At 73.2% G+C, this 24665-nt stretch carries 19 protein-coding genes; 10 read left to right on the top strand and 9 right to left on the bottom strand.

What is annotated here, in order from left to right; all coding sequences use genetic code 11:
* The first annotated feature begins 32 nt into the window (after nucleotides 1-32).
* Complete coding sequence (locus tag SRB5_RS15625) at nucleotides 33-527, top strand: SCO4402 family protein (RefSeq protein ID WP_153452592.1); 495 nt, start codon at nucleotides 33-35, stop codon at nucleotides 525-527.
* A 30-nt stretch (nucleotides 528-557) separates the two neighbouring features.
* Nucleotides 558-1433 (top strand): formyltetrahydrofolate deformylase, encoded by an 876-nt coding sequence (purU, locus tag SRB5_RS15620; RefSeq protein ID WP_153452591.1) that lies wholly within the window; start codon nucleotides 558-560, stop codon nucleotides 1431-1433.
* 3 nt (nucleotides 1434-1436) lie between these two features.
* On the opposite strand, the gene SRB5_RS15615 is transcribed toward purU, so the two are convergent.
* A complete protein-coding gene (locus tag SRB5_RS15615; RefSeq protein ID WP_153452590.1) occupies nucleotides 1437-2609 on the bottom strand; it encodes an anti-sigma factor family protein in 1173 nt (390 codons plus the stop codon).
* Nucleotides 2606-3181 carry a sigma-70 family RNA polymerase sigma factor gene (locus SRB5_RS15610; RefSeq protein WP_153452589.1) on the bottom strand — a complete coding sequence of 192 codons (576 nt, stop codon included), beginning with the start codon at nucleotides 3179-3181 and terminating at the stop codon, nucleotides 2606-2608. Before SRB5_RS15610 ends, SRB5_RS15615 begins: the two co-directional genes overlap by 4 nt.
* 448 nt (nucleotides 3182-3629) lie before the next feature.
* Here SRB5_RS15610 and SRB5_RS15605 point away from each other — a divergent pair, with 448 nt between their 5' ends.
* From SRB5_RS15605 to SRB5_RS15595, 3 genes are all read left to right on the top strand, one after another.
* Complete coding sequence (locus SRB5_RS15605) at nucleotides 3630-4115, top strand: ATP-binding protein (protein WP_323377967.1); 486 nt, start codon at nucleotides 3630-3632, stop codon at nucleotides 4113-4115.
* A 642-nt stretch (nucleotides 4116-4757) separates the two neighbouring features.
* A complete protein-coding gene (locus tag SRB5_RS15600) occupies nucleotides 4758-5402 on the top strand; it encodes a SnoaL-like polyketide cyclase (RefSeq protein WP_153452588.1) in 645 nt (214 codons plus the stop codon).
* Nucleotides 5403-5580: 178 nt separating this feature from the next.
* The gene (locus tag SRB5_RS15595) at nucleotides 5581-6792 is read left to right on the top strand and encodes an MFS transporter (protein ID WP_323377966.1); all 1212 of its coding nucleotides are present in this window, start codon (nucleotides 5581-5583) and stop codon (nucleotides 6790-6792) included.
* On the opposite strand, the gene SRB5_RS15590 is transcribed toward SRB5_RS15595, so the two are convergent.
* Nucleotides 6756-7751, bottom strand: coding sequence for a GlxA family transcriptional regulator (locus SRB5_RS15590; protein ID WP_153452586.1), 996 nt, complete (start codon nucleotides 7749-7751; stop codon nucleotides 6756-6758). The two genes, SRB5_RS15595 and SRB5_RS15590, sit on opposite strands and share 37 nt — an antisense overlap.
* A 72-nt stretch (nucleotides 7752-7823) precedes the next feature.
* Here SRB5_RS15590 and SRB5_RS15585 point away from each other — a divergent pair, with 72 nt between their 5' ends.
* Entirely contained in the window at nucleotides 7824-9137 is a 1314-nt protein-coding gene (locus SRB5_RS15585; protein ID WP_153452585.1) for an MFS transporter, read from the top strand.
* Here the strand turns inward: SRB5_RS15585 and SRB5_RS15580 are convergent.
* Together SRB5_RS15580 and SRB5_RS15575 are read right to left on the bottom strand one after the other, a co-directional pair.
* The gene (locus SRB5_RS15580) at nucleotides 9121-10272 is read right to left on the bottom strand and encodes a flavin-containing monooxygenase (RefSeq protein ID WP_407703922.1); all 1152 of its coding nucleotides are present in this window, start codon (nucleotides 10270-10272) and stop codon (nucleotides 9121-9123) included. The genes SRB5_RS15585 and SRB5_RS15580 overlap by 17 nt on opposite strands.
* Nucleotides 10273-10346: 74 nt before the next feature.
* On the bottom strand, nucleotides 10347-10994 hold the full coding sequence (locus SRB5_RS15575; RefSeq protein ID WP_153452584.1) for a TetR family transcriptional regulator: 648 nt from the start codon (nucleotides 10992-10994) through the stop codon (nucleotides 10347-10349).
* Nucleotides 10995-11524: 530 nt separating this feature from the next.
* On the opposite strand from SRB5_RS15575, the gene SRB5_RS15570 reads away from it, so the two are divergent.
* A complete protein-coding gene (locus SRB5_RS15570) occupies nucleotides 11525-13888 on the top strand; it encodes a serine/threonine-protein kinase (protein WP_323377965.1) in 2364 nt (787 codons plus the stop codon).
* 1 nt (nucleotide 13889) lies between these two features.
* On the opposite strand, the gene SRB5_RS15565 is transcribed toward SRB5_RS15570, so the two are convergent.
* From SRB5_RS15565 to SRB5_RS15550, 4 genes are all read right to left on the bottom strand, one after another.
* Nucleotides 13890-14669 carry a hypothetical protein gene (locus SRB5_RS15565; RefSeq protein WP_153452582.1) on the bottom strand — a complete coding sequence of 260 codons (780 nt, stop codon included), beginning with the start codon at nucleotides 14667-14669 and terminating at the stop codon, nucleotides 13890-13892.
* Nucleotides 14670-14842: 173 nt separating this feature from the next.
* Nucleotides 14843-14995, bottom strand: coding sequence for a hypothetical protein (locus SRB5_RS15560; protein WP_153452581.1), 153 nt, complete (start codon nucleotides 14993-14995; stop codon nucleotides 14843-14845).
* A 241-nt stretch (nucleotides 14996-15236) separates the two neighbouring features.
* Nucleotides 15237-18185: an AfsR/SARP family transcriptional regulator gene (locus SRB5_RS15555; RefSeq protein WP_153452580.1), complete on the bottom strand. Its 2949-nt coding sequence runs from the start codon at nucleotides 18183-18185 to the stop codon at nucleotides 15237-15239.
* 166 nt (nucleotides 18186-18351) lie between these two features.
* A complete protein-coding gene (locus SRB5_RS15550) occupies nucleotides 18352-19587 on the bottom strand; it encodes a glycosyltransferase family 4 protein (protein WP_323377963.1) in 1236 nt (411 codons plus the stop codon).
* 300 nt (nucleotides 19588-19887) lie between these two features.
* Between SRB5_RS15550 and SRB5_RS15545 the strand changes: the two genes are divergently transcribed.
* The 3 genes from SRB5_RS15545 to SRB5_RS15535 are packed head-to-tail and all read left to right on the top strand — an operon-like array spanning nucleotide 19888 to nucleotide 24510.
* Nucleotides 19888-20745, top strand: coding sequence for a TIGR03619 family F420-dependent LLM class oxidoreductase (locus tag SRB5_RS15545; RefSeq protein WP_153452579.1), 858 nt, complete (start codon nucleotides 19888-19890; stop codon nucleotides 20743-20745).
* Complete coding sequence (locus SRB5_RS15540; protein WP_153452578.1) at nucleotides 20742-21890, top strand: hypothetical protein; 1149 nt, start codon at nucleotides 20742-20744, stop codon at nucleotides 21888-21890. Before SRB5_RS15545 ends, SRB5_RS15540 begins: the two co-directional genes overlap by 4 nt.
* 46 nt (nucleotides 21891-21936) lie before the next feature.
* A complete protein-coding gene (locus SRB5_RS15535) occupies nucleotides 21937-24510 on the top strand; it encodes a bifunctional FO biosynthesis protein CofGH (RefSeq protein ID WP_153452577.1) in 2574 nt (857 codons plus the stop codon).
* The last annotated feature ends 155 nt before the right edge of the window (nucleotides 24511-24665 follow it).

Genomic DNA, 24665 nt, shown 5'->3' with positions numbered 1-24665 from the left:
CGTGTCTGATTGACGCGCATACGATCGACCCCATGCAAGGTTCCGAAAGGTCTTCCCGAGGCGGGCGCCGCTCCAGCAGGATGGGCGGCATGCCCATTCAAGACGTGCCCTGGTGGCGCTGGCGCGCGAATGTGCGCTCCGCGCTGCACATGCTCTCCGACCCCGTCTTCCAGCAGGAGTACTGGGCGGCGGGGGTGCCCGGCTACGGGGATGTGACCGACGCGGTCTACCGGCTGGTGGAGGACACCTGGCTGGACAACTGGTCGGCCGAGAAATACGTCGGGACGATCTTCCGGGACTCGCAGGAGTCCGCGCTGGTCGACGTCGCCGTACTGCGGGTGCTGCGGATCATGCACCAGGTCGGCGCGGACGCCCCCGACTCGGCGTACCTCGCGCACCACGGCTGGCCGGAGGCGCTGCGCGCCACCCGCGAGGCCCATGTGCGGCTCGCCCAGAACGACGGCGAGGACCCGGACACCCCGCCGAAGTCCCTGGAAGTCCTCGCGATCGTCACCGGCGCGGCGTGAGCCGTACCCCACCTGTGGAAGGCTAGGGCCATGAGCGCCGAGCAGCCCGCCGAGCAGTCGGTCGAATACGTTCTGACCCTGTCGTGTCCGGACAAGAAGGGCATCGTGCACGCGGTGTCCAGCTATCTGTTCATGACGGACTGCAACATCGTGGACAGCCAGCAGTACGGCGACCCGGACACGGGCCTGTTCTTCATGCGGGTGCACTTCGCCGCCGGCACCCAGGTCACGCTGGACCGGCTGCGCGCCTCCTTCGAGGCCGTCGCCGACTCCTGGTCGATGGACTGGGCGATCAACCGGGCGGGCGAGCGGATGCGGGTCCTGCTCATGGTCAGCAAGTTCGGCCACTGTCTGAACGACCTGCTGTTCCGCGCCCGGATCGGGGCGCTGCCGGTGGACATCGCCGCGGTGGTGTCCAACCACACGGACTTCGAGGAGCTCGTCGGCTCGTACGGGGTCCCCTTCCACCACATCCCGGTCACGGCGGAGACCAAGGCGTCGGCGGAGGCGCGGACGCTGGAGCTGGTCCGGGAGCACGACGTCGAGCTGGTGGTGCTCGCCCGCTACATGCAGGTGCTGGGCGACGACATGTGCAAGCAGCTGTCGGGCCGCATCATCAACATCCACCACTCCTTCCTGCCGTCCTTCAAGGGCGCCAAGCCCTACCACCAGGCGCACGCCCGCGGCGTGAAGCTGATCGGCGCGACCGCCCACTACGTGACGGCGGACCTCGACGAGGGCCCGATCATCGAGCAGGAGGTCGAGCGCGTCGGCCACGAGGTCACCCCGGAGCAGCTGGTGGCGATCGGCCGCGACGTCGAATGCCAGGCGCTGGCCCGCGCGGTGAAGTGGCACAGCGAACACCGCGTGCTGCTGAACGGGACGCGGACGGTCGTCTTCGCGTAAGCCCTACAGCCGGCTGAGCGACGCCGCCGCGTACAGCACCTCGCGTACCGCGCGTCTGTCGCCGTCGCTGCCCGCCGCGGCCTCCTCGGGGGCGCGGTGGCCGGCGGCTATGCGGCAGAACTCCGCCGCCTCCAGGGCAACGTGGGCGACCTCGCCCTTGCGGGAGGCCGCGGCGGCGGGGGAGTCCAGCGGGATGAACCAGTCGCCGCCGCCCTCACCCTCGATCTCCAGATGGAGGCTGCGGCCCTCCTCGCCGGCCGGGAGCAGCTCCGCGGGCGGGTCGGCGCGGCCCGCGCGGCGGCGGTCCGCCAGAGCGCCGGGCAGCAGGCGTACGGCCAGGTCGATCAGGCGGTGGAGGTGGCGGGGCTCGGGGTCGTCGTAGGGGTACGCGACGGCGTCGGCGATGTCCGAGGCGTGCACCCACGTCTCGAACGCCCGGTCCGCGTACGCGTCGCGCATCGGCAGCGCGAGCCCCGGCCCGTACGGCACATTGAGGTCCGCCACGGTGGCCGCGCCGTACGACGCGCGGCGGATCAGCTGGTAGTTCTGGTCCCGCCACACCCCCCGGACGGTCCCCGCGTGCCGGCGGCGCATCTCGGGCGTCAGGGCCTGCTGCACCCGGTGCTCGGAGCCCGCCTGCTTCCAGATCGCCTCCGTCCGCTCCACCGGCGACGTCAGCGGGGCACCGGGCGGGCCGCCGCCCAGGCGCAGCGGGTCGGGCAGGCCCAGGGCGAGCGCCGGGAGTCCGTCGACGGCGACCAGATGGCCGATGACCCCGGCCACCGACGTCTCCCGGGTGGCCGTGGCGTCACCGTCGTACCAGGTCAGCGTGACGGGGGCGGCCCACTCCGACTCGCCCATGTCCTCCAGCAGCGCGTCCAGCCGCGCCGTCTCCGCGTCGTACGCGGCGGCCCAGCCCGGCACCGGCACCTGGGGCCGGCGCCGCAGCCGAGCGAAGTCCAGCACCCGGGCGCGCAGCGTCGGCGCCAGGTCCAGGCCCTCCTGCGGATGCAGCATCGTCACGGCGTCCCGCAGCCGCAGCGCCTCCTCGGCACACGTGCCGCAGTCCGTCAGATGAGCCTCCACGGCGGCCGTCTCCTCCGGCGAGCAGGCGGCCAGGGCCCAGGCGCCGAGGAGGGACTGGAGCAGCGCGTGGTCGTACGGGCCCATGCTCATGCCGGCCGCCCGTCGGGCATCCGCCCGGCCGTCGACAGCAGCTGCAGGCCCAGGCGCAGCCGGCGCCGCGCCTCGGCCTCCGTGATGCCCAGCTCGACGGCGGTCTGCCGGTAGTCGCGGCGGCGGAAGTACGCGAGCTCCAGCGCGGCGCGCAGGGGGGCCGGCATGGACTGCACGATGTAGTCGGCGCGGGCGTCGGCCGCCAGCGCCTGGATGCGCTCCTCGGACGCCGCCTCCTGCTGCGGGGTGGGCGTGACGCCGCGCTCCTTCTGGTCGTTGATCTCGTCCCAGCGCAGCCGCCGCACGGCGCGCTTGTGGGCTATCCGCGCCAGCCAGGCGCGCAGCGGCTCGGTGCGCGGGTCGTACGCGTCGGGGTGCTGCCACAGATACGCGAAGACGTCGGCCGTGATCTGGTCGGCGGCCTCCTCGTCGCCGAGGACGCGGTGGGCGAGGCCGTACACGAGGGACGCGTGGCGGTCGTACAACTCGCCGAGCGCGGCGGCCTCCCCCCGGGCGAGCCGCTGCTGCATCTTCCGGTCCCAGCGCTGCGGCACGTCCTGCGGGTGCGTCATCGGTCGGTCCCCCCTTGCGTACGCGTCCCCCCGTGCGTCCCTTCGAATGTAGTGCAGCGCGGGGGCCGTGTGCTGGAACAGTGAGGCAGGGGCGGGGAATCGGCAACGGATGTGCGGGGCGGGGCTCGTCACCCACCGTGGTCGTTCAAACGTGCCGTCCCGTCGCGGCCGGGAGCCGGCCGCAGCCTCCGGTACGCTCCGTAAGGTGCGAGTCGTCCACAGGCGTCACGACGCCGTGGGGGCCGATCGGGTCTCTGCGGCGGCCGCGGTGCGCCGGGGCGTTGCCGTTACGGGGTGTTCGGCGGCGGGGCAGATGTGTCGCACAGTATGCCGCAGGGGTACTCCTTCGCGCTGGAATATGCCCGAAGCGCTTGTAGGTGTGACGCTACGTCAATCATGCTGTACAGCAATGAGGTCACGCAGTGTGACGATCCGGGTGGTGTGAGCGGTGCAGCAGCTCCAGGTTCAGCTCGTGGTCCGGCCCGACCCCGTGGAGGTGGGCAGAGCGAGGAGGTGGGCGCGTGCGCGTCTGGCATGGGTGGGGGTGACGGCGGACGATCCGAGTGCGGAAACGCTTATTCTCATCATCTCCGAGCTGGTGACGAACGCCGTCGTGCACACCGGCCGCCCCGCCGAGCTGATGCTGCGGCTGCCGCGACCGGTCGGTGCGGCCGGGACCCTGCGCGTCGAGGTGGTGGACGGCAGCGCCCGCGCCCCGCGGCCGCGGCAGGCCGCCGCCGAGGAGACGCACGGGCGGGGGCTGGAGCTCGTCGAGGTGCTCGCCGACCGCTGGGGGTGGCAGGTGGAGAGCTCGGGCAAGCGCATCTGGTGCGAGGTGGACCGCCTTTCGCCGGCCGCCGCCGCGCCGGTGCCGGTCGCCGCCGCGGCGGGAGGCGCGTGCGAGCACGCGCGCGCCGCCGTGCAGAACGGTTGATCCTGCCCGGCTGTTGACGCGCCGTTTTCCGGTGAACACCCTGGGATGCGGCGATTCGTCTGCGAGGGGACGCCGAGGACCGTACCGCCGGCGGGCGGACGTACCTCGGCGACACGGGTCGTACGGCCGGCAGTCCCGCGCCGACGGAGGCTGCCGGACGTCGGGTGGCGGTTCGCGGGCGGCACGCTCGGGGTGTGCGCCGGCGCACCGCCACCTCGCCGGGCCTCTCCCCAACAGCTCTGTCCCCGAACCCTGTTCGGCCGCGCCGGCCCGGGTGCGAATCCAGCCAAAGAACGGCTCGCCCTTCTGGCCCGTTCGTCCCCGATGCACCCGAACCGGCCAGTGGGCCCGTCCGGACGCGGAGTTCGGCGATTTCGCCGAAGTGGCCGAAAGGGGACGGGACGCCCGCGCGGTTCTCAGCTGCTGAGACCTGGGGCCGGGATCGTCCGCCGTTGATACGGGTGTTACTGGAGTTTCTAAAGTGAAGTACGCGCTTTCTCAGGAATTTGAACAAGTCTGAAAATTAGTGGCGCAGTTGAGACTGAATGCTGCCTACTCGGCGTTCACTTGTGGCCGGAGCATTGCGTACGTAACGATCGCCCTCCACCCCATCCCCAGAACATCCGTGGAAGGTGTTGTCCCATGCAGGAAACCCCGCTCTGGCTGCAGGGCCGAGCCGCCGTCGTCGCCGCAGCCGCGCCCGACGCCTGGCGCGACAAGGCCCCCGGCTACGACAAGTCCGTGGAGTACATGGACCAGGAGCGGACGACCAAGTTCGACGAGGGCTCGCTCGAGGCGATAGTCGAGAGCATCGTCCAGGTCTTCGAGATGGAGGTCTCGCACAAGAAGGACCCCGCGACCTGGGTCTCGATGGTCACCGAGCACTTCCGCACCAACGCCAACGGCGGCCCCTGGGCGTCCGCCCAGGACATCGCCGAGCGCGGCAGCTACAACGTGCTCATCGGCGACAGCCCCTTCTACCGCCAGGACGAGAGCTTCGAGTCCTCGCACAAGGTGTTCCACAAGGCCATGCCCCGGGGCTTCTTCTGGGAGGTCCTGGAGGTGCTGTCCCCGCCGCCCGTCGTCACCTTCAAGTGGCGGCACTGGGGCGCCTTCGAGGGCGAGTACAACGGCTTCCAGCCGACCGGCGAGACGGTCGAGATGTTCGGCGTGAGCGTCGCCAAGGTCACCGACGACCTGCGGCTGCTCGAGGTCGAGCACTACTACGACAACAACGCCTTCCTGGCCACGTTCACCGGCGGCTGCCCGGTGGCGCACGACAAGTGACCCGCTGACGCGGCACGGATGAGGCGGTCCGGGACACCGGGCCGGCGGGGGACGGCAGACGGCGGCCCGCGCTCCCGGACACGCTCCGGGGACGCGGGCCGCCGACGTGTGTCCGGCATATTCGCCCAGGCCGAAAAGCGCTGGCGCCCCCGCCGGGGCGATGGTCTACGGTCCCCGGGTGTCGTACCGCGAACTCGCCACCCGCCCCGTCCTGATCTGGTCCCTGGTGACCGTCGCCGCCCGGCTGCCGGTGGCGATGACGCCCCTTGCCGTGGTGTTCCTGGTCCGCGAGCGGCCCGGCGGCTACGGGCTCGGCGCGGTGCTCGCCGCGCTGTACGTCTTCGGCGAGGTGGCCGGCGCCGCCCTCCTCGGGCCGCGCGTCCGACCCGGGCGGGCCCGGCGGCAGCTCGCCCTCGGGCTGGCGACGGGCGCCGCCTCGTACGCCGGGCTGGGGCTGCTGCCCGGGGCGCATCCCGTGGTGCTCGGGGTGTTCGCCGTGCTGGCCGGGCTGCTGCCCGCCGCCGCCTCCGGCTGTCTGCGGATGCTGCTGCAGACGCAGCTCGACGAGCGGCAGATGGCGCCCGCCCTCTCGTACGAGACCATGCTCAACTCCGGCGTCTGGGCGCTCGCCCCGGCGGTCACCGCCGCGCTCGCGCTGCAGGTCGCCCCGCAGGCGCCGCAACTGCTGTCCGCCCTGCTGATGTTCGCCGCCGCCGCGGGCCTGTGGGCGCTGCCCGCCGGGTGGCACGCCGACGACGCCGACCGCGCGGGCGCCTCCGTCGGCCGGCTGCTCGCGCGGGCCTGGCCGGTGTTCGTCACCGGCTGCGCGGCGATGACGCTGCTGGCGCTGGCCGAGCTGGTGCTGCCCGCGCTGCTGGAGCAGCGGGGGGTCGCGGTGGGCTGGAGCGGTCCGCTGCTCGCGTCGTTCGCGCTGGCGTCGGCGGTCGGGGCGTTCGGCTACGGGGTGCGGGTCTGGCCGGGGCGGCCCCGGACGCAGGGGCTGGTCCTGCTGCTCGGGGTGATCGGCTGCGTGGCGGCGATGGCGCTGGTGCCGGGGGCGGTGGGCATCGGGATCGCCCTGACCGTCGCCGGGGGGCTGCAGTCGGGGGTGCTGATCACGCGGAACCTGCGGCTGCGGGAGCGGGTGCCCGTATCGGCGCACGGGGCCGGGTACTCGGTGATGTACGCGGCGTCCGGGGCCGGTTACGGCGCCAGCGCGGTGCTCTCCGGCGTGCTGCTGACGGTCGCCAGCCCCTCCGTCACCGTGCTGGTCGGCGTAGGGCTGACGCTGGCGTTCACCGCGGTCGCCGAGTGGGGCGAGCGCCGGCCCGTGGAGCCGGCGCCCGCGGCGCGTCAGGCCGCCTCGCCCGTACGGAAGGTGCGGCGGTAGGCGCTCGGGGACACCCCCAGCGCCGTCTGGAGGTGCTGGCGCAGGGACACCGCCGTACCGAAGCCGGCGTCCTCCGCGACCTGGTCCACCGAGCGGTCGGTGCCCTCCAGCAACTCCCGCGCCAGCTCCACCCGCTGCCGGATCAGCCACTGCCCCGGGCTCATCCCCACCTCGTCGCGGAACCGGCGGGTGAACGTCCGTACCGACATCGACTCCCGCTGCGCCAGATCCCGCAGCGACAGCGGCTCGTGCAGCCGGTCCAGCGCCCAGGCGCGGGCCTTGGCGGTCGCCGCGACCTGCGGCTCCGGCAGCGGACGCCGGATGTACTGCGCCTGCCCGCCGTCACGGTGCGGCGGCACGACCGTGCGCCGCGCCACGTCGTTGGCCACCGCCGTGCCGTGGTCCAGGCGGACCATGTGCAGGCACAGGTCGATGCCGGAGGCCACGCCGGCGGAGGTGAGGATGCGGCCCTCGTCGATGTACAGGACGTCCGGGTCGACGGTGACCTTCGGGAAGAGGCGGGCGAACGAGTCGCAGTACATCCAGTGCGTCGTCGCCCGCAGCCCGTCCAGCATCCCTGCCGCGGCCAGCACGAACGCCCCCGTGCAGATCGACGCGATCCGGGCGCCGGGCCGGATGTGCGCCAGCACCTCGGCGGTGCGGGCGCTGAGGATGCCGCGCGACTCCAACTGGTGCTGGTCGTGCGACGCGGGGACGATCACCGTGTCAGCCTCCGCCAGGGCTTCGGGGCCGTGGTCGACGTTGATGGTGAAGTCGGCGTCCGTACGGACGTGGCCGGCTTCGTACGAGCAGGTCACGACCTCGTAGAGGGGCTCGCGGGCGGCGTCGCGGGCCATGCCGAAGACCCGGTGGACGATGCCCAGCTCGATGGGCAGCAGCCCGTCGCGGACGAGGACGGCGACGCGGTGGCGCTCGGGGTGGGAGAAGACTGGGGCCATGGCCCGATTCTTTCACATCGTGTCCGTCGGGCCACTCGTCGTTCTCGAGGCCCGTGGGCGAAGCTCATGTCCATGTCGCAGACCGCAGTCCAGCAGCAGTCGCCGCCCGGCCGGCCCCGGCCGGGCCGCCCGAGGATCCACCGGGCCTGGTTCGTCGCCGCCGTCTCCTTCGTCACGCTCCTCGCGGCAGCGGGCTTCAACTCCCTGCCGGGGCTCCTCATCGACCCGCTGCACCGGGAGTTCGACTGGTCGCGCGGCACCATCGGCCTGGCGGTCGGGCTGACCGTGGCGCTGTCCGGGCTGGCCGGTCCGTTCGCCGCCGCGCTGCACGACCGGTTCGGCATCCGGCGGGTGTGCGTGGCGGCGCTGACGGTCATCTCCACCGGGTCGCTGCTCAGCGTGTGGATGAGCGCCGCCTGGCAGCTGATCCTCTACTGGGGCGTGCTGGTCGGTCTCGGTACGGGGTCGATGGCGCTGGCCTTCGCGGCGACGATCACCAACCGGTGGTTCGTCGAGCGGCGCGGGCTGGTGACCGGGCTGCTCACGGCGGCCGGGGCGTCCGGGCAGCTGGTGTTCCTGCCACTGTGCGCGTGGATCGTCGAGGAGCACGGCTGGCGGCCGGCGGTGGTGACGGTCGCGCTGACCGCCGCGATCGCGGTGCCGTTCGTCTGGCTGCTGCTGCGCGACCATCCGGCGGACGTGGGGCTGGCCCCGTACGGCTCGGACGTCTTCGTCGAGAAGCCCGCGCCGCAGTCCGGTGCCGCGCTGCGCACGCTGCGGGTGCTGCGGGACGCGGCGAAGACGGGGCCGTTCTGGCTGCTGGCCGGGACGTTCGCGATCTGCGGGGCATCGACGAACGGCCTCATCCGCACCCACTTCGTCCCCTCCGCCCACGACCACGGCATGCCCGTGACGGCGGCGGCGTCACTGCTCGCGGTGATCGGGATCTTCGACATCGCCGGCACGATCGCCTCGGGCTGGCTCACGGACCGCTTCGACTCCCGCCGCCTCCTCGCCGTGTACTACGGCCTGCGCGGGCTGTCGCTGATGTTCCTGCCGATGCTGCTCGCGGACTCGGTGCATCCGCCGATGCTGTTCTTCATCGTGTTCTACGGCCTGGACTGGGTGGCCACGGTCCCGCCCACGGTCGCCCTGTGCCGGGAGCACTATGGGTCGGACAGCGCGATCGTGTTCGGCTGGGTGCTGGCGTCGCACCAGGTCGGTGCGGCGATCGTTTCCTGGCTGGGCGGTCTCGTACGGGATGTGACGGGGTCGTACGACACGGTGTGGCTGACGTCCGGCGGGCTGTGTGCGCTGGCGGCGATGATGGCGCTGGTGATCCGCCGGGGGAGCAGGGAGGGGCAGCTGGTCAGCGCTGCCGGCTGACCGTGCGGGCTATCTTGCGGGCGTCCAGGGCGATTTCGCGGAGCATGCCGCTGATCGGGTTCGTGTAGCCGGTGAAGTGCAGGCCGGGGGCGTCCGGGTGGGTGCGGGGGCCGTGGACGCGGGGGGTGCCGCGGTCGTCGAGGACGCCGAGGTGGCCGACCAGGGGCTCGAGGCCGCGGCGGTAGCCCGTGGCGGCTATCACGGCGTCGGGGGTGATCTCCGTACCGTCGTTGAGCAGCACCCGGTCCTTGACGAACGAGTGCACCGACGCCACCGGGATCACCTTCCGCGCCCGTACCGCCGCCACGAAGCCCACGTCCTGCACCGGGATCGCCCCCTCCCGCACCCGCGTGTACAGCCCGCTTGCCGGCCGCGGCAGCCCGTACTCGCCGAGGTCCGGCGTGCCGACCCGGTCCAGCCGCGCCGCGACCCGGTCGACCAGCCGCACCGGTAGCCGCCGGCACAGGATCCCGTTGCGCTGCGCCGGCCAGCCCAGCGTCGTACGCGGCACGATGTGCGGCAGCGTGCGCACGGAGATCCGCACCCGTGACGCCCCGCCCTCGGCGAGGTCCACGGAGATCTCCGTGCCCGTGTTGCCCGTACCGACGACGAGGACGTCGCGCCCGGCGTAGGGCCCGGCGTCGCGGTAGCGCGAGGCGTGCAGGACCTCGCCGGGGAAGGTGTCCAGGCCCGGCCAGTCGGGGACGTACGGCGTGTGGTTGTGCCCCGTGGCGACCACCACCGTCGGCGAGGCGAGGACCCGCCCGCCGGTGCCGTGCAGCAGCCAGCCGCGGTCGGCGTCCCGCTCGATCCGGGTGACCTCGACGCCCGCGACGATCTCCAGCTCGTGGTGCTCGGCGTACTCCCGCAGATAGCGCACCACGTCGTCCCGGCGCACCCACCGCCCGTACGACCGCGGAATCGGCATCCCCGGCAGCCCGGACAGCGCCCGCGTGGTGTGCAGCCGCAGCCGGTCGTAGTGCCCGAGCCACGAGGTCCCGGCCCCGGCGCCCTTCTCCAGCACGACGGCCCGCACCCCCCGGGCGCGCAGCGCCGCGGCGGTGGCGAGGCCGGCGGGGCCGCCGCCGATGACGTAGACGGGCGTGACGTGGGTGAGGTCACCGGGCATGGACATGCGCCGAGAGTAGAACACCCGTCAACGCGATCGGACGGCGCTTGCGCCGATGCCCGACCAGCCCCCAGACTTACTTACTTGGGCGGTTTACGACCCGTCATGCCGAGATGCACCAGCAGCGCAAGATTCGGCTTCAGCTCCGCCTGCCTGACGCCCCAGGTCTGGAAGCCCTTCTGGTGCGCCGCCACCGCGGCCAGCATCGCGACCAGCGAGGCAGCCACCGCCGGCGGGGAGACCGAGGCGTCGACCTTCCCCTTGGCCTGCAGGTCCTTGATCGAGTCCGCCAGCGAGCCCGACACGGCGCTGATGATCCGCAGCCGGATCCGGGTGAACCGCTTGTCACCCTCCGCCGCGCCCAGGTCCACGACCCGCAGGATCGCCTCGTTGCGCCGCCAGAACGACAGGAAGCCCTCGACCAGCTCCTCCGCCGTCCGCGCCCCCGACTTGCCGACCCAGGAGCGGCCGGCCACCAGGTCCGTCAGGCCCGCGCCCTCGCGTGCCATCGCCTCGGCGAGCTCCAGGACGGCGCCCTCGACGTCCGGGAAGTACTGGTAGAACGTCGCCGGTGAGGTGCCCGCCCGGCGGGCCACGTCGATCACCGTGACGTCGCGGTAGGGCGAGGAGTCCAGCATCTCGCCCAGGCATTCGAGCAGCTTCGTACGCGTGGCCTGGCCGCGACGTCCCGCGACGCGGCCGTCGACCGTGCGGACTTGACCTGTCATGACGTCAGCTTACCGACGCCTGACCAGCGCGCATCCGGCGGCGGGCAAACGAGGGGCGGCCCCGGTACGGCCGCGTGGATGACCAAAAACTCGAACACTATTGACCGTATGTTCGAGTCGTTTCGGGAGCGTAGTCCGTGATCACCCGATACGTTGAGTGGGTTTTCCGAAGACCCCGAGGCGGCGACCACGGCCCCCGCCGCCGATCGAGGGGCGCACCGGCCGGGCCCCGGGCGGCGGGGCCCGGCCGGGCGTGACCCCGCCCCTGCCCCGCTCCCGTTCGGCGGCGTGAGGAAACTGTGACCGCCCGCCGCCGGTTCGATCCGGGGAAGTTCGCGTGCGGGCCCCGCGGCGGGGGAGAATCGGGACCGGCGCGGAGGGAACCAGCGGTCCGGGCCCGGGTGGCCCCAGGTGGGAAAGAACACGCGGACGCCCCCGGGACTGACGGCTGCGCGCCCACAATGAGAGGCTGCACGGGGGTTGTCCGTATCGGATCGGGTACGAAGCCCCGACGGGGAGGTGGCAGGGAAGTGGTCGAGCAGCTGACGCAGCACGATCCGAGACGGATCGGCCCGTTCGAAGTGCTCGCCCGGCTCGGTGCCGGCGGCATGGGCCTGGTCTATCTCGCGCGTTCGGCGTCCGGCCGCCGGGTGGCGATCAAGACGGTGCGCACGGAGCTGGCGGAGGACCAGCTGTTCCGGGTGCGCTTCACGCGCGAGGTGGAGGCGGCCCGCTCGGTGAGCGGGTTCTACACCGCGGCCGTGGTGGACGCCGACCCGCGCGCCGCCGTGCCGTGGCTCGCCACCGCGTACGTCCCCGCGCCCTCCCTGGAGGAGATCGTGGGCGAGTGCGGGCCGATGCCGCCGCAGGCCGTGCGCTGGCTGGCCGCGGGCATGGCGGAGGCGCTGCAGTCGATCCACGGGGCGGGGCTGGTGCACCGCGATCTCAAGCCGTCGAACGTGCTCGTCGTCGACGACGGCCCGCGCGTGATCGACTTCGGCATCGCCTCGGGGGTGTCCAACACCCGGCTCACGATGACCAACGTGGCCGTCGGCACCCCCGCGTACATGTCCCCGGAGCAGGCGCGCGACTCGCGCAGTGTCACCGGCGCGAGCGACGTGTTCTCGCTCGGGTCCACGCTCGTGTACGCCGGTACGGGCCACGCCCCCTTCCACGGCGCGAACCCCGTCGAGACGGTGTTCATGCTGCTGCGCGAGGGCCCCGACCTCGAGGGCCTGCCGGACGAGCTGCGTCCCCTCATCGAGGCGTGCATGGAGATGTCGCCCGAGCACCGGCCGAGCCCCGCGGAGCTGCAGTCGCAGCTGGCGCCGCACCTCTTCAGCTCCGGGCAGGACGACGACACCGGCACGGCGTCCGCGTGGCTGCCGCTGCCCGCCGTCGAGCTCATAGAGAAGCGCCGGGGCGGCGGCCGGACCATGGGCGGCCCGCACCTTCAGCCCAACGGCGTCCACCCCCACCAGCCGCCCGTCCAGCCCCCGCCCATGCCCGGCCACCCCCCGGCCTCCGCCGTCCAGGTGCAGCAGCCCCCGGCGCCCGTCGCCGTGGAGGAGCCCGGCGGCGTGGTGCGCCTCGCGGGCGCCGCGGTCCCCATCGGCCCCGGCCCCCGGGTGAAGGACGCGACGGCGGCACGGCTGCGGATGACTCCCGACGCGCATCCCGTCGCCGGCTGGGTCCGCCCGCCGGGCGGCGGCGTCCAGACGTCGCTCCCGCAGGCCCGCCCGGAGCCGGACGAGACCAAGCCCCGGGGCGGCTGGCGGCCCTGGCGGTTCCGGATGTCCAACGATGTATGGGGCACCCCGGCGGTCGTCCGGGACCTGCTGTACGTGACGTCGTTCGAGGTGCACGCGCTGGATGTGGCCAGCGGGCGGCGGCAGTTCAAGACCCGTGAGGTCGCGTGGTCGATGGCCGTGGCGGACGGCAGGATCCACGCCTCCGACGGCCCCAGCCTCTACGCCCTGGACGCCACCGACGGCGTCGAACGCTGGCGGCGGGCCACGGACGGCTGGGTGTACGCGCTGAAGGTCGACGGCGGCGTCGTCGTCACCGGGACCCGCGGCGGCGGCGTGCAGGCGCGCGACGCGCTGACCGGGGAGTCGCTGTGGGAGATCGGCGGGGCGCAGTCGGACTTCGAGACGCAGGAGGCCGGGCCGGTCGTGCACGGCGGCTCGGTGTACGTGTGCGGGGAGGGCCGGCTGCGGGCGCTGGACGCGCGCACGGGCGCCGAGCGGTGGTCGTACCCGGTGGGTGACGCGGCGGCGTGCGGCGGTGTGCCGGTGCGGCTGTTGCCGACGGCGGACGGGGCGGTGTATGTGGCGGCCGGGAAGCGGCTGTTCGCGCTGGACGCGGCGTACGGGATGCTGCGGTGGTCGTTCGAGGCGCCGGCCGTGATGCTGTGTCCGCCGGCGTTCGCGCCGGGGGCGGCGGTGGGCGGGGGCGGGGTGTATCTCGCGGACTACCTCGGCACGGTGTACGCGCTGGACGCCGCCGACGGGCGCGAGCGGTGGCGGATCGCCACGGAGGCGCGTAACTCCATCGAGCCTGTGCTGGTCACGGGCGGCGCGGTGCACGTCGGCTCGGGGTCGGCGCTGTACACGCTGGACGCGGTGGCCGGGACGCCCAAGTGGCGCTTCGCCACCCGCGGTGAGCTGATCGGTGCCCCCGTCGCGGCGGACGGACGGGTGCACTTCGGCTCGGCCGACCACTGGCTGTACGCGGTGGACGCGGTGGGCGGTCAGCTGCGGTGGAAGCTGGAGACCGGTGGCGAGATCACGGGGTCGCCGGTGGTGGACCGGGGGGTCGTGTACGCCTGCAGCAAGGACCGCTGCGTGTACGCGCTGGACGCCGCCGAGGGGACGGGGCGCTCGGGCAGCTGACCTACGCGGCGTCCCGGCGGTCGGTCTCCGGGGCGCCGCCGTCGGCGGTCTGCCGCCAGTCCGGCTCGCCCTCGCGCCTGGTGTCCACGCGGCGGATGCCGTCGGGGAGGCGGACCACGTTGTCCGGCACGGGCTCGTGCTCCGGCTCGCGGACGGGGGCGACGCCGATGAGGCGGGTGTCGGAGGGCTGCGGGGTCTGCGTCTGCGGGGCGTGCGTCTGCGCGGTCGGTGCCATCGGACGGGGCCCGGTGCTCTCCACCGGTTCGTCCGCCCACTCGTCCGTACGTCGGCCCACGGGCGCCTCGTACGTGGTGTCCCCGCGCCGGTGCCTGCCGACGGCGACGGCCTTCTCCTTGCGGCCCATGACCGCGGCGCCGAGCAGCAACAGCGCCGCACCGGCGAAGGCGTTGGCGACGCCGATGCCCAGGCTCTCGCCGCTGGCACCGACCACCAGCCCGTCGGAGACCTGACTCTGCCGGATCATCCACAGCACGGCGGTGCCCAGCACGATGAGCCCGGCGAGGAGGATCGCGAGCCGCGATCTGAGCACGATGCCGACGAGGGCGACGACGGCGGCGGCGAGCATCAGCAGGAAGACCGACGCCATCAGGGAGGAATGCACGCCGGTGATGCCGTCGAAGATGTCGTCGACACCGTATTGCCGCCCGAGGCGGCCGTCGTACCACGGACGGAAGGGGCTGTAGACGGCGGCCGCCGCTCCTAGGAGGGCCAGGGCCGACCCGATGACGTAGCGCATCGTGGATGCCGCGTTGTCCGACATGGTCCCGCTCGCCTCCGGATAGCTCGGTCGGGGCCCTGTAGGCCCACTCCAGTTCCGACGCTACGCCCGGTTTGTTACGTATGCACCCTGGGGCCATGGCACGCGAAAAAGGGCCGGCCGCGGCGACCCCCCTCTGGTCGCCGCGGCCGGCCCGTCCCCCGGGTGTTACGTGCTCAGGGAATGTAGTGATCGAGGGGCTTGATGTCCCCGTCGTCGTCCGGCTTCACGGTCGGCGCGATCGATTCCTTCGTCGGCTCTTCCTCCGCGGGAGGCGCCGGAATGTAGTGGTCGTCCGTCCCGTACACCGGTTCCTTCTCATCGGCCATAGCCGTACTCCTCATAAGCGGTGTGTCGAACAAGTCGGGCGCCCGCCCAGCAACTCCCCCGCGGGTTGCCGGACGGGCATTCGGCGGTCGCTCACCTCGACGGTGTCCCCCTGCGACCTGCAGCAGCTTCGCCCTACCCCCCGGCGTGACGGGCTGCTGGATATGAGCATGACGCATCACGATAAACGACTGATGAACGCCTTCGTCCACTCCCGGCGCCGGAGGCCCGAGCACCCCGGAATCAGCCCGTCGCCAGCGGCGTGAGCAGCCCCTTCACCTCCACGGCCTCCGCTGCGCCGATCCGCTCGTAGATGGTCAGCGACTCGGTCCAGCAGGCCCGGGCCCGGCCCGGCTGGCCGACCTGCTCCAGCGCCCGGCCGAGGACGACCAGGATCTGTGCCCGGTGCCAGTCGCCGCCGATGCCCTGGAGCCGGGCGAGGGCCTGGTCGGCGCCGGCCGCCGCGTCCGCGGGCCGACCCGTCCGGAGGTGGGCCTCGGCCATCCGCAGGAGTGTCATCCCGTGCCACAGGTGCATCCGGTTGGCCCGGAAGACCTGCAGCGCCTCCTCCAGCCGGACGAGCGCCTCGTCCGCGCGTCCGGCGCCCGTCAGAGCGATGCCGAGTGCGTACATGCCGTTGGCCATCCGCAGCGACGACCCCAGCTGCCGGTGGATCTCAGCCGACTGTTCGGCGAGACGGATTGCCTCGTCCATCCGGCCGGTGTGGACGTACACCCGGGAGAGGTTGCTGAGCGCGCTTGCCTCGCCGGGGACGTTGCCGTCCTCGCGGAATGCCTCCAGCGCGGTTTGCAGATACTCGCCGGCCTCCTCGCGCCGACCGAGCACGAAGCAGGCGATCCCGCGGTTGTTGGCCGCGACGCCGCAGACGTAGATGTCGTCGCAGGCGCGGCCGAGCAGCATCGCCCGCTGGGCGTGGGCGTCAGCCTGTTCGAAGCGTCCGGAGAAGCTGTGGGCGAGGAGTAGTTCCGTGTGTGCGCGGCCCTCAGTGCGGGCGTCGCCCGTGTGCTGAGCGGTCTCCAGCGCGAGTGTGGTCACCTGGAAGAACTGGTCGGAATACGTGCCGGACTCGGCGAGGTCGTTGGTCGCCAGCAGCAGGTTCACTGCCCGCCCCAGCGCACCGTCCCGGGTGTGCTGCCGGGCGGCGGCCAGCAGGCAGTCTGCCTCCGTGAACAGCCAGTTCTGCCCCGCCGTGCTGTCTGCGAACGTGAGCCCCGGCCGCCCGAACGGCCCCACGTGGTGGGGCAGCCGGTCACCGGGTCGGCTGAGCGCGTACGCGCCCGCGGCGGTAGCCAGATAAAAGTCCAGCAACCGCGACAACGCCTCCGCGCACTCCGTCGGCGGCTGCTCGTCACGCTCCGCGCAGCCGCGGGCGTACAACCGGACCAGGTCGTGGTAGCGGTAACGGCCGGGAGCCGCGGACTCGATGAGCGAGGTGTCGACCAGCGTCTCGAGTAGATCCTCCGCCGCCTCCGGATCGAGGTCCAGCACGGCCGCCGCCGCGTGCACCGAGATGTCCGGCCCGTCCGCGAGGCTCAGCAGCCGGAACGCCCGCGCCTGCTCCGGCAGGAGCTGCCCGTAGCCCAGCTCGAACGTCGCCTTCACCGCCAGATCACCGACCTGCAGCTCGTCCAGCCGCCGGTGCTCGTCGTCCAGCTTGCGCGCCAGGGTCGACACCGTCCAGGTGGGGCGCGACGCGAGGCGGGAGGCGGCGATCCGGATCGCGAGCGGGAGGTAGCCGCAGCGGCCGACGACGTCCATCGCCGCGTCCCTCTCGGGGGCGACGCGGTCCTCGCCGACGATGCGGATGAAGAGGTCCAGCGCCTCCGTCGGGTTCATCACGTCCAGGTCGACGTGGTGCGCCCCGACCAGGTCCATCATCTTGCCCCGGCTGGTGACCAGCGCCGCGCTGCCCTCCGTGCCCGGCAGCAGCGGGCGGACCTGGGCGGCGTCGCGGGCGTTGTCCAGCAGGGTGAGGACGCGCCGTCCCGCGAGGGTGGAGCGGAAGAGGGCGGAGCGTTCGGCGACGCCCTCGGGGATCGCGGAGGCCTGCGTGCCCAGCGCGCGCAGGAACGCGGCCAGTACCGCGCCGGGTTCGGCCGGGGAGCCCGAGCCCTGCAGGTCCACGTACAGCTGGCCGTCCGGGAAGTGGTCCCGGGCGGCGTGGGCGACGTGGACGGCGAGGGTGGTCTTCCCGACCCCGCCTATGCCGGAGACGGACGAGACGGCCATCACGGAGCCCTCGGCGGTGGCGAGTTCCTTCGACAGCTGCTCCACGTACTCCTGCCGGCCCGTGAAGTCCGCGACGGTCGCGGGCAGCTGGGCCGGGGTCAGGATGCGGGGCGCCGCGACGTCCGCCTCCGCCGGGGCGGCGAGGGATTCGTCGGCCTGGAGGATCCGCCGCTGCAGCTCGGTGAGTTCGGGCCGCGGGTCGACGCCCAGCTCGCCCGCGAGGTGGCGGCGGGTGTCTGCGTACACGGCCAGGGCCTCGCTCTGCCGCCCGCTGCGGTACAGCGCGAGCATCAACAGCTCCCGCAGCCGCTCCCGCAGCGGATGGGTGGCCGTCAGCGCGGTGAGCTCCGCGACGACGTCCGCGTGCCCACCGGCCTTCAGGTCCAGCTGCACCCGGTGTTCGAGCAGCGTCAGCCGCAGCTCCGCCAGCCGCACCCGCTGCGTCTCCGCGTACGGGCCGGGGATGCCGGCCAGCGGCTCGCCGTCCCAGTGCGCCAGCGCCTTCGCGTACAGCGCGCGCCCGCGGGCGATGTCGCCCTCGGCGGCGGCGCGTTCCGCTTGTGTGGCCAGTGCATCGACCCGCTCGGTGTCCAGGCTCCCGGCAGCGCGCGGGACGGAGTACCCCCCGGCCTCCGACCGCAGCGCGTCCGTGCCCAGCGCCTTGCGCATCCGGAAGGCGTACGTACGGATCGTCGCCGTCGCCTTCTCCGGCGGCTCCTCGCCCCACAGGGCGTCGATCAACTCCTGTGCCGTGGCCGTACGTCCACTGCGCAGCAGCAGTGCGGCGAGCATGGCGCGCTGCTGCGGCGATCCGGCGGCGAGCTGCTCCCCGCCACGCTCCGCCCGTACCGGGCCGAGGACGGAGAAGGTCAGCTCACCGTCGTGCGTCGCAGCCTCGCCCCGGTGGCCTTCGCCGTTCGTACCACCTCTGTGCCCGGTCATGGCCGTCCCCCTCCCCGAGGCATTCCGCATCGGATCAGTCTGCCCTGCCGGGAGCGGTTTCGTCAGCACGCCTTCCGGACGGTTGCCGTCCCGATACGTACGTATTGCTGTGCCAGTCGGCGGATTCACGACGTGATCATGTGTTGTTTCCCACCTGGGCACCCCGTTACGAGGGCCGCACCCGCGTGGCCGCCGCCCGGACGAACCGCGGTGCCGCCTTGCGCAGATACGCCGTCCGCCCGGGCGGTCTGCGGCGGCCCCGGCGGCGGGCGGCGAGGTCGGTGAACAGGTCCGAGTAGCGGGCGGCGATCGGGGCGGGTTCGTAGCGGCGGGCGCTGTCCAGGGCCGCCGCGCCCATCGCGCGCCGGGCCGGCTCGTCCTCGATGAGCTGCGACAGCGCGGCGGCCAGCGCCTCCGCGTCCCCGACGGGGACCAGCCGCCCGTCGTGCCCGTCGCGGATGATCTCGCCGGGACCCAGCGGGCAGTCGGTGCTCACCACCGGCACGCCCACCCCCATCGCCTCCACGATCGTCATCCCGAACGGCTCCACATCGGACGTCACGGTGACCAGCGACGCCTCCGCGAACGCCGGCTCGATGGGGCTCAGCACGCCGGGCAGCCGCACCCGCCCCGTCAGGTCCAGCTCGGTCACCAGCGCCTCCAGCCGCCCCCGTTCGGCGCCCTCGCCGTAGATCCGCAGCTCCCAGTCGGGGTGCCGGCGGGCCACCCGGGCGAAGGCGTGCAGCAGCAGATCGTGGCGTTTGTCCGGGATGAACCGCCCGGCCGCGGCGATGACCTTGGCCGATCCGCGCGACGGTGTGGTGGAGGGGGCGGGGACGATGTTCGGTACGGAGGTCACATGCGCGCCGGCCAGCGGCATCCCGACACGGTACGCGGCGGCGTCGGCCTCGGTGGTGGTGACGACGGCGTCCAGGGCCGCGTAGCTGCGGGCCATCCGGGACCACAGGCGGTAGCCGTAGCCGTCGTGGTGGAGGTGCTCCTGGCCGATGAGGACGGCGTCGGCGGGGCCGTACTGGGCAAGGTGGATGTTGATCCCGGCGCGGGTGCCCAGCACCACGTCGGCGCCGCAGTCCGTCAGGTATGCCGCCGCCCGCGCGTCGTGCAGCGCGGTGTACTGGCGGCAGGTGCGGTCGGCCTCCGTGAAGCGGCGGGAGGGGGAGGCGTACAGCGGGTCGGCGCGGTCGTCGCTGCCCTTGCGGTCGTCGACGAGGGGGTGCAGCTTGACGCGTGGGTCGAGGGCGAAGGTCGTCTTGGCGCGGTGGCGGCGGAGGGAGGCGATCTCGACGTCGTGGTCGTCGGACAGGGCGGTGGCCAGGTGGAAGACGGCCTTGACGGTGCCACCCAGGGCGTAGGCGTTGTTGAGCAGAAAGACGATCTTCACCTGGGTACTCCCGTCCGGGGGAGCCCCCGTGGTTCCCCTCCTGTGGTTGGTGAGACCGCCGGAGTACGGACGGGGTTGCCCCGGCGGTCCCGCCGGATACCACTGTGACCCCCGCGGCGCCCCTGCTACGGGAGGCGCCGTGTCTCGAACACCTGGTCAGCGTACGCGAGCCGCCGATCATGCCGGATCCGTCGCCCCCGCACCGCTGGGGGACACCACCCGCGGGCCATTGGAAATCTGCGCCCCGGCCGTGCAGAGTGGGCGGCCCGACGCGACGGCGCGACCTGTGGAGGCCCTGCAATGCGGATCGGCGTGACCATCTTCCTCACCGACGAGACCGTCCGCCCGGTGCCGTTGGCGCGCGAGCTGGAGCAGCGGGGCTACGACGCGCTGTACCTCCCCGAGCACACCCACATCCCCGTCAGCCGCGACACCCCCGCCCCGATGGGCGAGCCGCTGCCGCGCGAGTACGGACGCACGCTCGACGCCTTCACCGCCCTCGCCCAGGCGGCGGCCGTCACCGAACGCCTGCGCCTCGGTACGGGCATCACGCTGATCGCCCAGCACGACCCGGTGGTCCTGGCCAAGCAGGTCGCCACGCTCGACCACCTCTCCGGCGGCCGCTTCACGTTCGGCGTCGGCTTCGGCTGGAACGTCGAGGAGGCCGCCGACCACGGCGTCGACTGGCGCACCCGGCGCCGGCTCGGCCGCGACCGCCTGGCGCTGATGCGCGCGCTGTGGGCGCCGGAGCCCACGGCGTACGACGGCCCGTTCGGCGCCGTCCGCGCCAGCGAGGCCCACCCCAAGCCGGTGCAGGCCCCGCGTGAGACTCCCGCCGGTCCGCTGTACGGGCCGCGCACGCTGCTCGGCGGGGCTGCGGGGCCGCGGCTGTTCGCGCACATCGCGGAGCACGCGGACGGCTGGCTGCCGATCGGCGGGGGCGGGCTGACGGAGTCCCTGCCGCTGCTGCGTACGGCATGGGAGGAGGCGGGGCGGGACGCGAAGGACCTCACGGTCGTCCCGTACGCCGTGCGCCCCTCGGCGGGCAAGCTGGCGCACTTCGCGGACCTGGGGGTCGGGGAGGTGATCGTCCAGCTCCCGGCGGCGGGGCCGGACGAGGTGCTGCGGGCGCTGGACTCGTACGCGGAGTTCCTGTGATACGCCGCCGGTCGCTGCTGGCGGCGGTGCCCGCCGTCCTGCTGGCGGCGTGCGATTCGGCGGAGCCGCCCGTACGCAAAGAGAAGAAGGCGCCCCCGCCCTCCGCCTGGCGGCTGGACTACACCGGCGAGTCCCGCTCGGCCGGCATCCAGCACGTCGTGCCCGTGTCCGCCGACGAGGCCTGGGCGCTGGAGATGGAGCACACCGGCGCGTACACGCTGCTCCACCGCGACGCGGACGGCTGGCGCCCGGAGCAGTTGCCCCCGGCGATGACGGCCGCCCGGGGCGAGAACGCCCTGTCGCTGGGGGCGTCGGCACCCGACGACGTATGGCTGTTCGCGCTGACCGGGGCGGGCGGCGCCCACTGGGACGGCGCCCGCTGGCGGACCGTCGACCTACCGCCCGGCCTTCTCTTCCGGACCGCCGTCGGCCCCACCGACGTCTGGGCGATGAGTAACCAACGGCGGAGCGTGTGGCGGTACGACGGGGCGCGCTGGACCGAACACAAGCTCCCCATCTGGGTGGACGCGGTCGCGGGCAGCGCCCCCGACGACGTCTGGGCCGTCGGCACGGAGGCGGTGACGGAGGGGACGCCGCAGGCCGCCGCGATGCACTGGGACGGCCGCACCTGGGAGCTGACGAAGACGCCGTCGTTCACGTACCCGGAGCCCGCCCCGCCGGAGGAGGCCACCGGACTGCGGACGGTCGCCGCCGTGGGCCCCCGCGAGGCGCTGGCGATGGGCCTGCACTCGTACAACCACGGCGAGGACCCCGACATCGTGGAACCGCCCGAAGAGACCCTCCTGCTGCGCTGGGACGGCGTCCGCTGGACGCAACTGCCCGGCATACCCCGGCAGACGTCGTTCAACGACAGCGTCACCTCCGACGGCGCCGGCGGAGCGGTCGCCCTCGGCTGGTGGCACTGGCCGGCGGGCGCGGGGAAGCCGTCGAAAATCGGCAGACCGCCCCTGGTCCTCGGCCACTACCCCACCCTCTCGAAGGGCGACCGCACCCAGCGCGTGTACCCCTCGCAGCTCGCGCACGTCCCCGGCACCCGCCACGTCCTGGCCGCCGCGAGCATCGGCCGTACGGGCAGGAAGGGCTTCACCCGCCCGGCCGTCCTCCGTTACGACGCGGGCGGCTGACGGCCCGCCCCCGGGAGGCTCGAGGACGCCGCCGTATCCTCGGACGATGACCTCCACACCGCCCACCGCCAACGCCATGCGCCGCGCGCTGCGGCGCGCCCGTGACGGGGTGGCCCTGGACACCGCCGAGGCCGCCGTGCTGCTGCGGGCGCGCGGCGACGATCTCACCGACCTGTGCGCGTCCGCGGCGAGAGTGCGGGACGCGGGACTCGAGGCGGCGGGGCGGCCGGGCGTCATCACGTACTCGAAGAGCGTGTTCATCCCGCTGACCCGGCTGTGCCGCGACACGTGCCACTACTGCACGTTCGTCACCGTCCCCGGCAAGCTGCGGCGGGACGGGCACGGGATGTTCATGTCGCCGGACGAGGTGCTGGACATCGCCCGCAAGGGCGCCGCGCTCGGCTGCAAGGAAGCGCTGATCACCCTCGGCGACAAACCGGAGGACCGCTGGCCGGAGGCCGGGGAGTGGCTGGAGGCGCACGGCTACGACGACACCCTGGCGTACGTCCGCGCGATCTCGATCCGCATCCTGGAGGAGACGGGCCTCCTCCCGCACCTCAACCCGGGCGTCCTGTCCTGGCAGGACTTCCAGCGGCTGAAGCCGGTCGCCCCGTCGATGGGCATGATGCTGGAGACGACGGCGACCCGGCTGTGGAGCGAGAAGGGCGGCCCGCACTACGGCTCCCCGGACAAGGAACCGGCCGTCCGCCTGCGCGTCCTGGAGGACGCGGGCCGCTCGTCCGTCCCGTTCACGAGCGGGCTGCTGATCGGCATCGGCGAGACGTACGAGGAGCGCGCGGACTCGCTCTTCGCGCTGCGCCGGGTGTCCCGCGCGTACCACGGCGTCCAGGAGCTGATCATCCAGAACTTCCGCGCCAAGCCGGACACCGCGATGCGCGGCATGCCGGACGCGGAGCTGGACGACCTGGTGGCGACGATCGCGGTGGCCCGTCACATCATGGGACCGTCGGCCTGTATCCAGGCTCCGCCGAACCTCGTGGACGCGGAGTACGGCCGGCTGATCGGGGCGGGGATCGACGACTGGGGCGGGGTGTCTCCCCTGACGATCGACCACGTAAACCCCGAACGCCCGTGGCCGCGTATCGAGGAACTGTCGGCGCGCTCGGCGGACGCCGGTTTCTCGCTGCGTGAACGGCTGTGCGTGTACCCGGAGTTCGTCCGGCGGGGCGAGCCCTGGCTGGACCCGCGCCTGCTGCCGCACGTGACGGCGCTGGCGGACCCTCTGACGGGACTCGCTCTGTCCGACGCCCCGGTGCAGGGCCTCCCGTGGCAGGAGCCGGACGGCGGCTTCGAGGCGTCGGGCCGTACGGACCTGCACCGGACGATCGACACGGAGGGCCGTACGGCGGACCGCCGGGAGGACTTCGACTCGGTGTACGGCGACTGGTCGGCCCTCCGTGAGGCGGCGGCGCCCGGGATGGTGCCGTCGCGGCTGGACGCGGACATGCGCTCGGCGCTGTCGCAGGCGGCGGACGACCCGGAGCGGCTGTCGGACGCGCAGGCGCTGACGCTGCTGCACGCGGACGGTGCGGCGCTGGACTCGCTGTGCGGGATCGCGGACACCCTGCGCCGGGATGTGGTCGGTGACGACGTGACGTACATCGTCACGCGGAACATCAACTTCACGAACGTCTGCTACACGGGCTGCCGCTTCTGCGCCTTCGCCCAGCGCCGCACGGATGCCGACGCGTACACGCTGTCCCTGTCGCAGGTCGCGGACCGCGCGGAGCAGGCGTGGGACGTGGGCGCGGTGGAGGTGTGCATGCAGGGGGGTATCCATCCGGACCTCCCCGGGACGGCGTACTTCGACATCGCGCGGGCGGTGAAGGACCGGGTGCCGGGGATGCACGTCCACGCCTTCTCGCCGATGGAGGTGGTGAACGGGGCGTCGCGGACGGGGATGTCGATCCGGGAGTGGCTTTCGGCCGCCAAGGAGGCGGGGCTCGACTCGATCCCCGGAACGGCGGCGGAGATCCTGGACGACGAGGTCCGCTGGATCCTGACGAAGGGGAAGCTGCCGACGTCGACGTGGGTGGAGGTGGTGACGACGGCGCACTCGCTGGGCCTGCGCTCCTCCTCGACGATGATGTACGGCCACGTGGACCAGCCCCGACACTGGCTGGGCCACCTCCGGCTGCTGGCCTCTTTGCAGCAGGAGACGGGGGGCTTCACGGAGTTCGTCACGCTGCCGTTCATCCACACGAACGCTCCCGTGTACCTCGCGGGGATCGCCCGCCCCGGCCCCACGCACCGGGACAACCTGGCGGTGACGGCGATGGCCCGCCTGCTCCTGCACCCCCACATCCCGAACATCCAGACGAGCTGGGTGAAGCTGGGCCCCTCCGGGGCGGCGTCGATGCTGCGGGCGGGGGCGAACGACCTGGGGGGCACGCTGATGGAGGAGACGATCTCGCGCATGGCGGGCTCGGCGTACGGCTCCCACCGGACGATCGCGGACCTCGAGGCGATCGCGGCGTCGGCGGGTCGGCCTGCGCGTCCGCGCACGACGCTGTACGGGGCGGTCCCTCCGGCCCGCACGGAGGTGGCCTTGGCGCATGACGGTCGCCTTCCGGCGTTGCTGCCTTTGGCGGAGGGGTGACGCGGCCCCCTGCCGGGGGGCGGTTCGCCTCCGGCGGGGGTGGTGGTTCGCTTCCGGCGGGGGTGGGGTTTTGTTTCGGGGTGTCCCGGGGTCCGTCGGCCTGCCGCGCCTTCGGCGCGGGGGATGCCCACCCACACGCCGCCCGTTGCCGTTGG

It is taken from the genome of Streptomyces smaragdinus (assembly GCF_009604385.1).
Lineage (GTDB): Bacteria > Actinomycetota > Actinomycetes > Streptomycetales > Streptomycetaceae > Streptomyces > Streptomyces smaragdinus.
The sequence above is the reverse complement of the archived record's forward strand: the minus strand, read 5'-3'. Positions and strand labels throughout refer to the sequence as shown.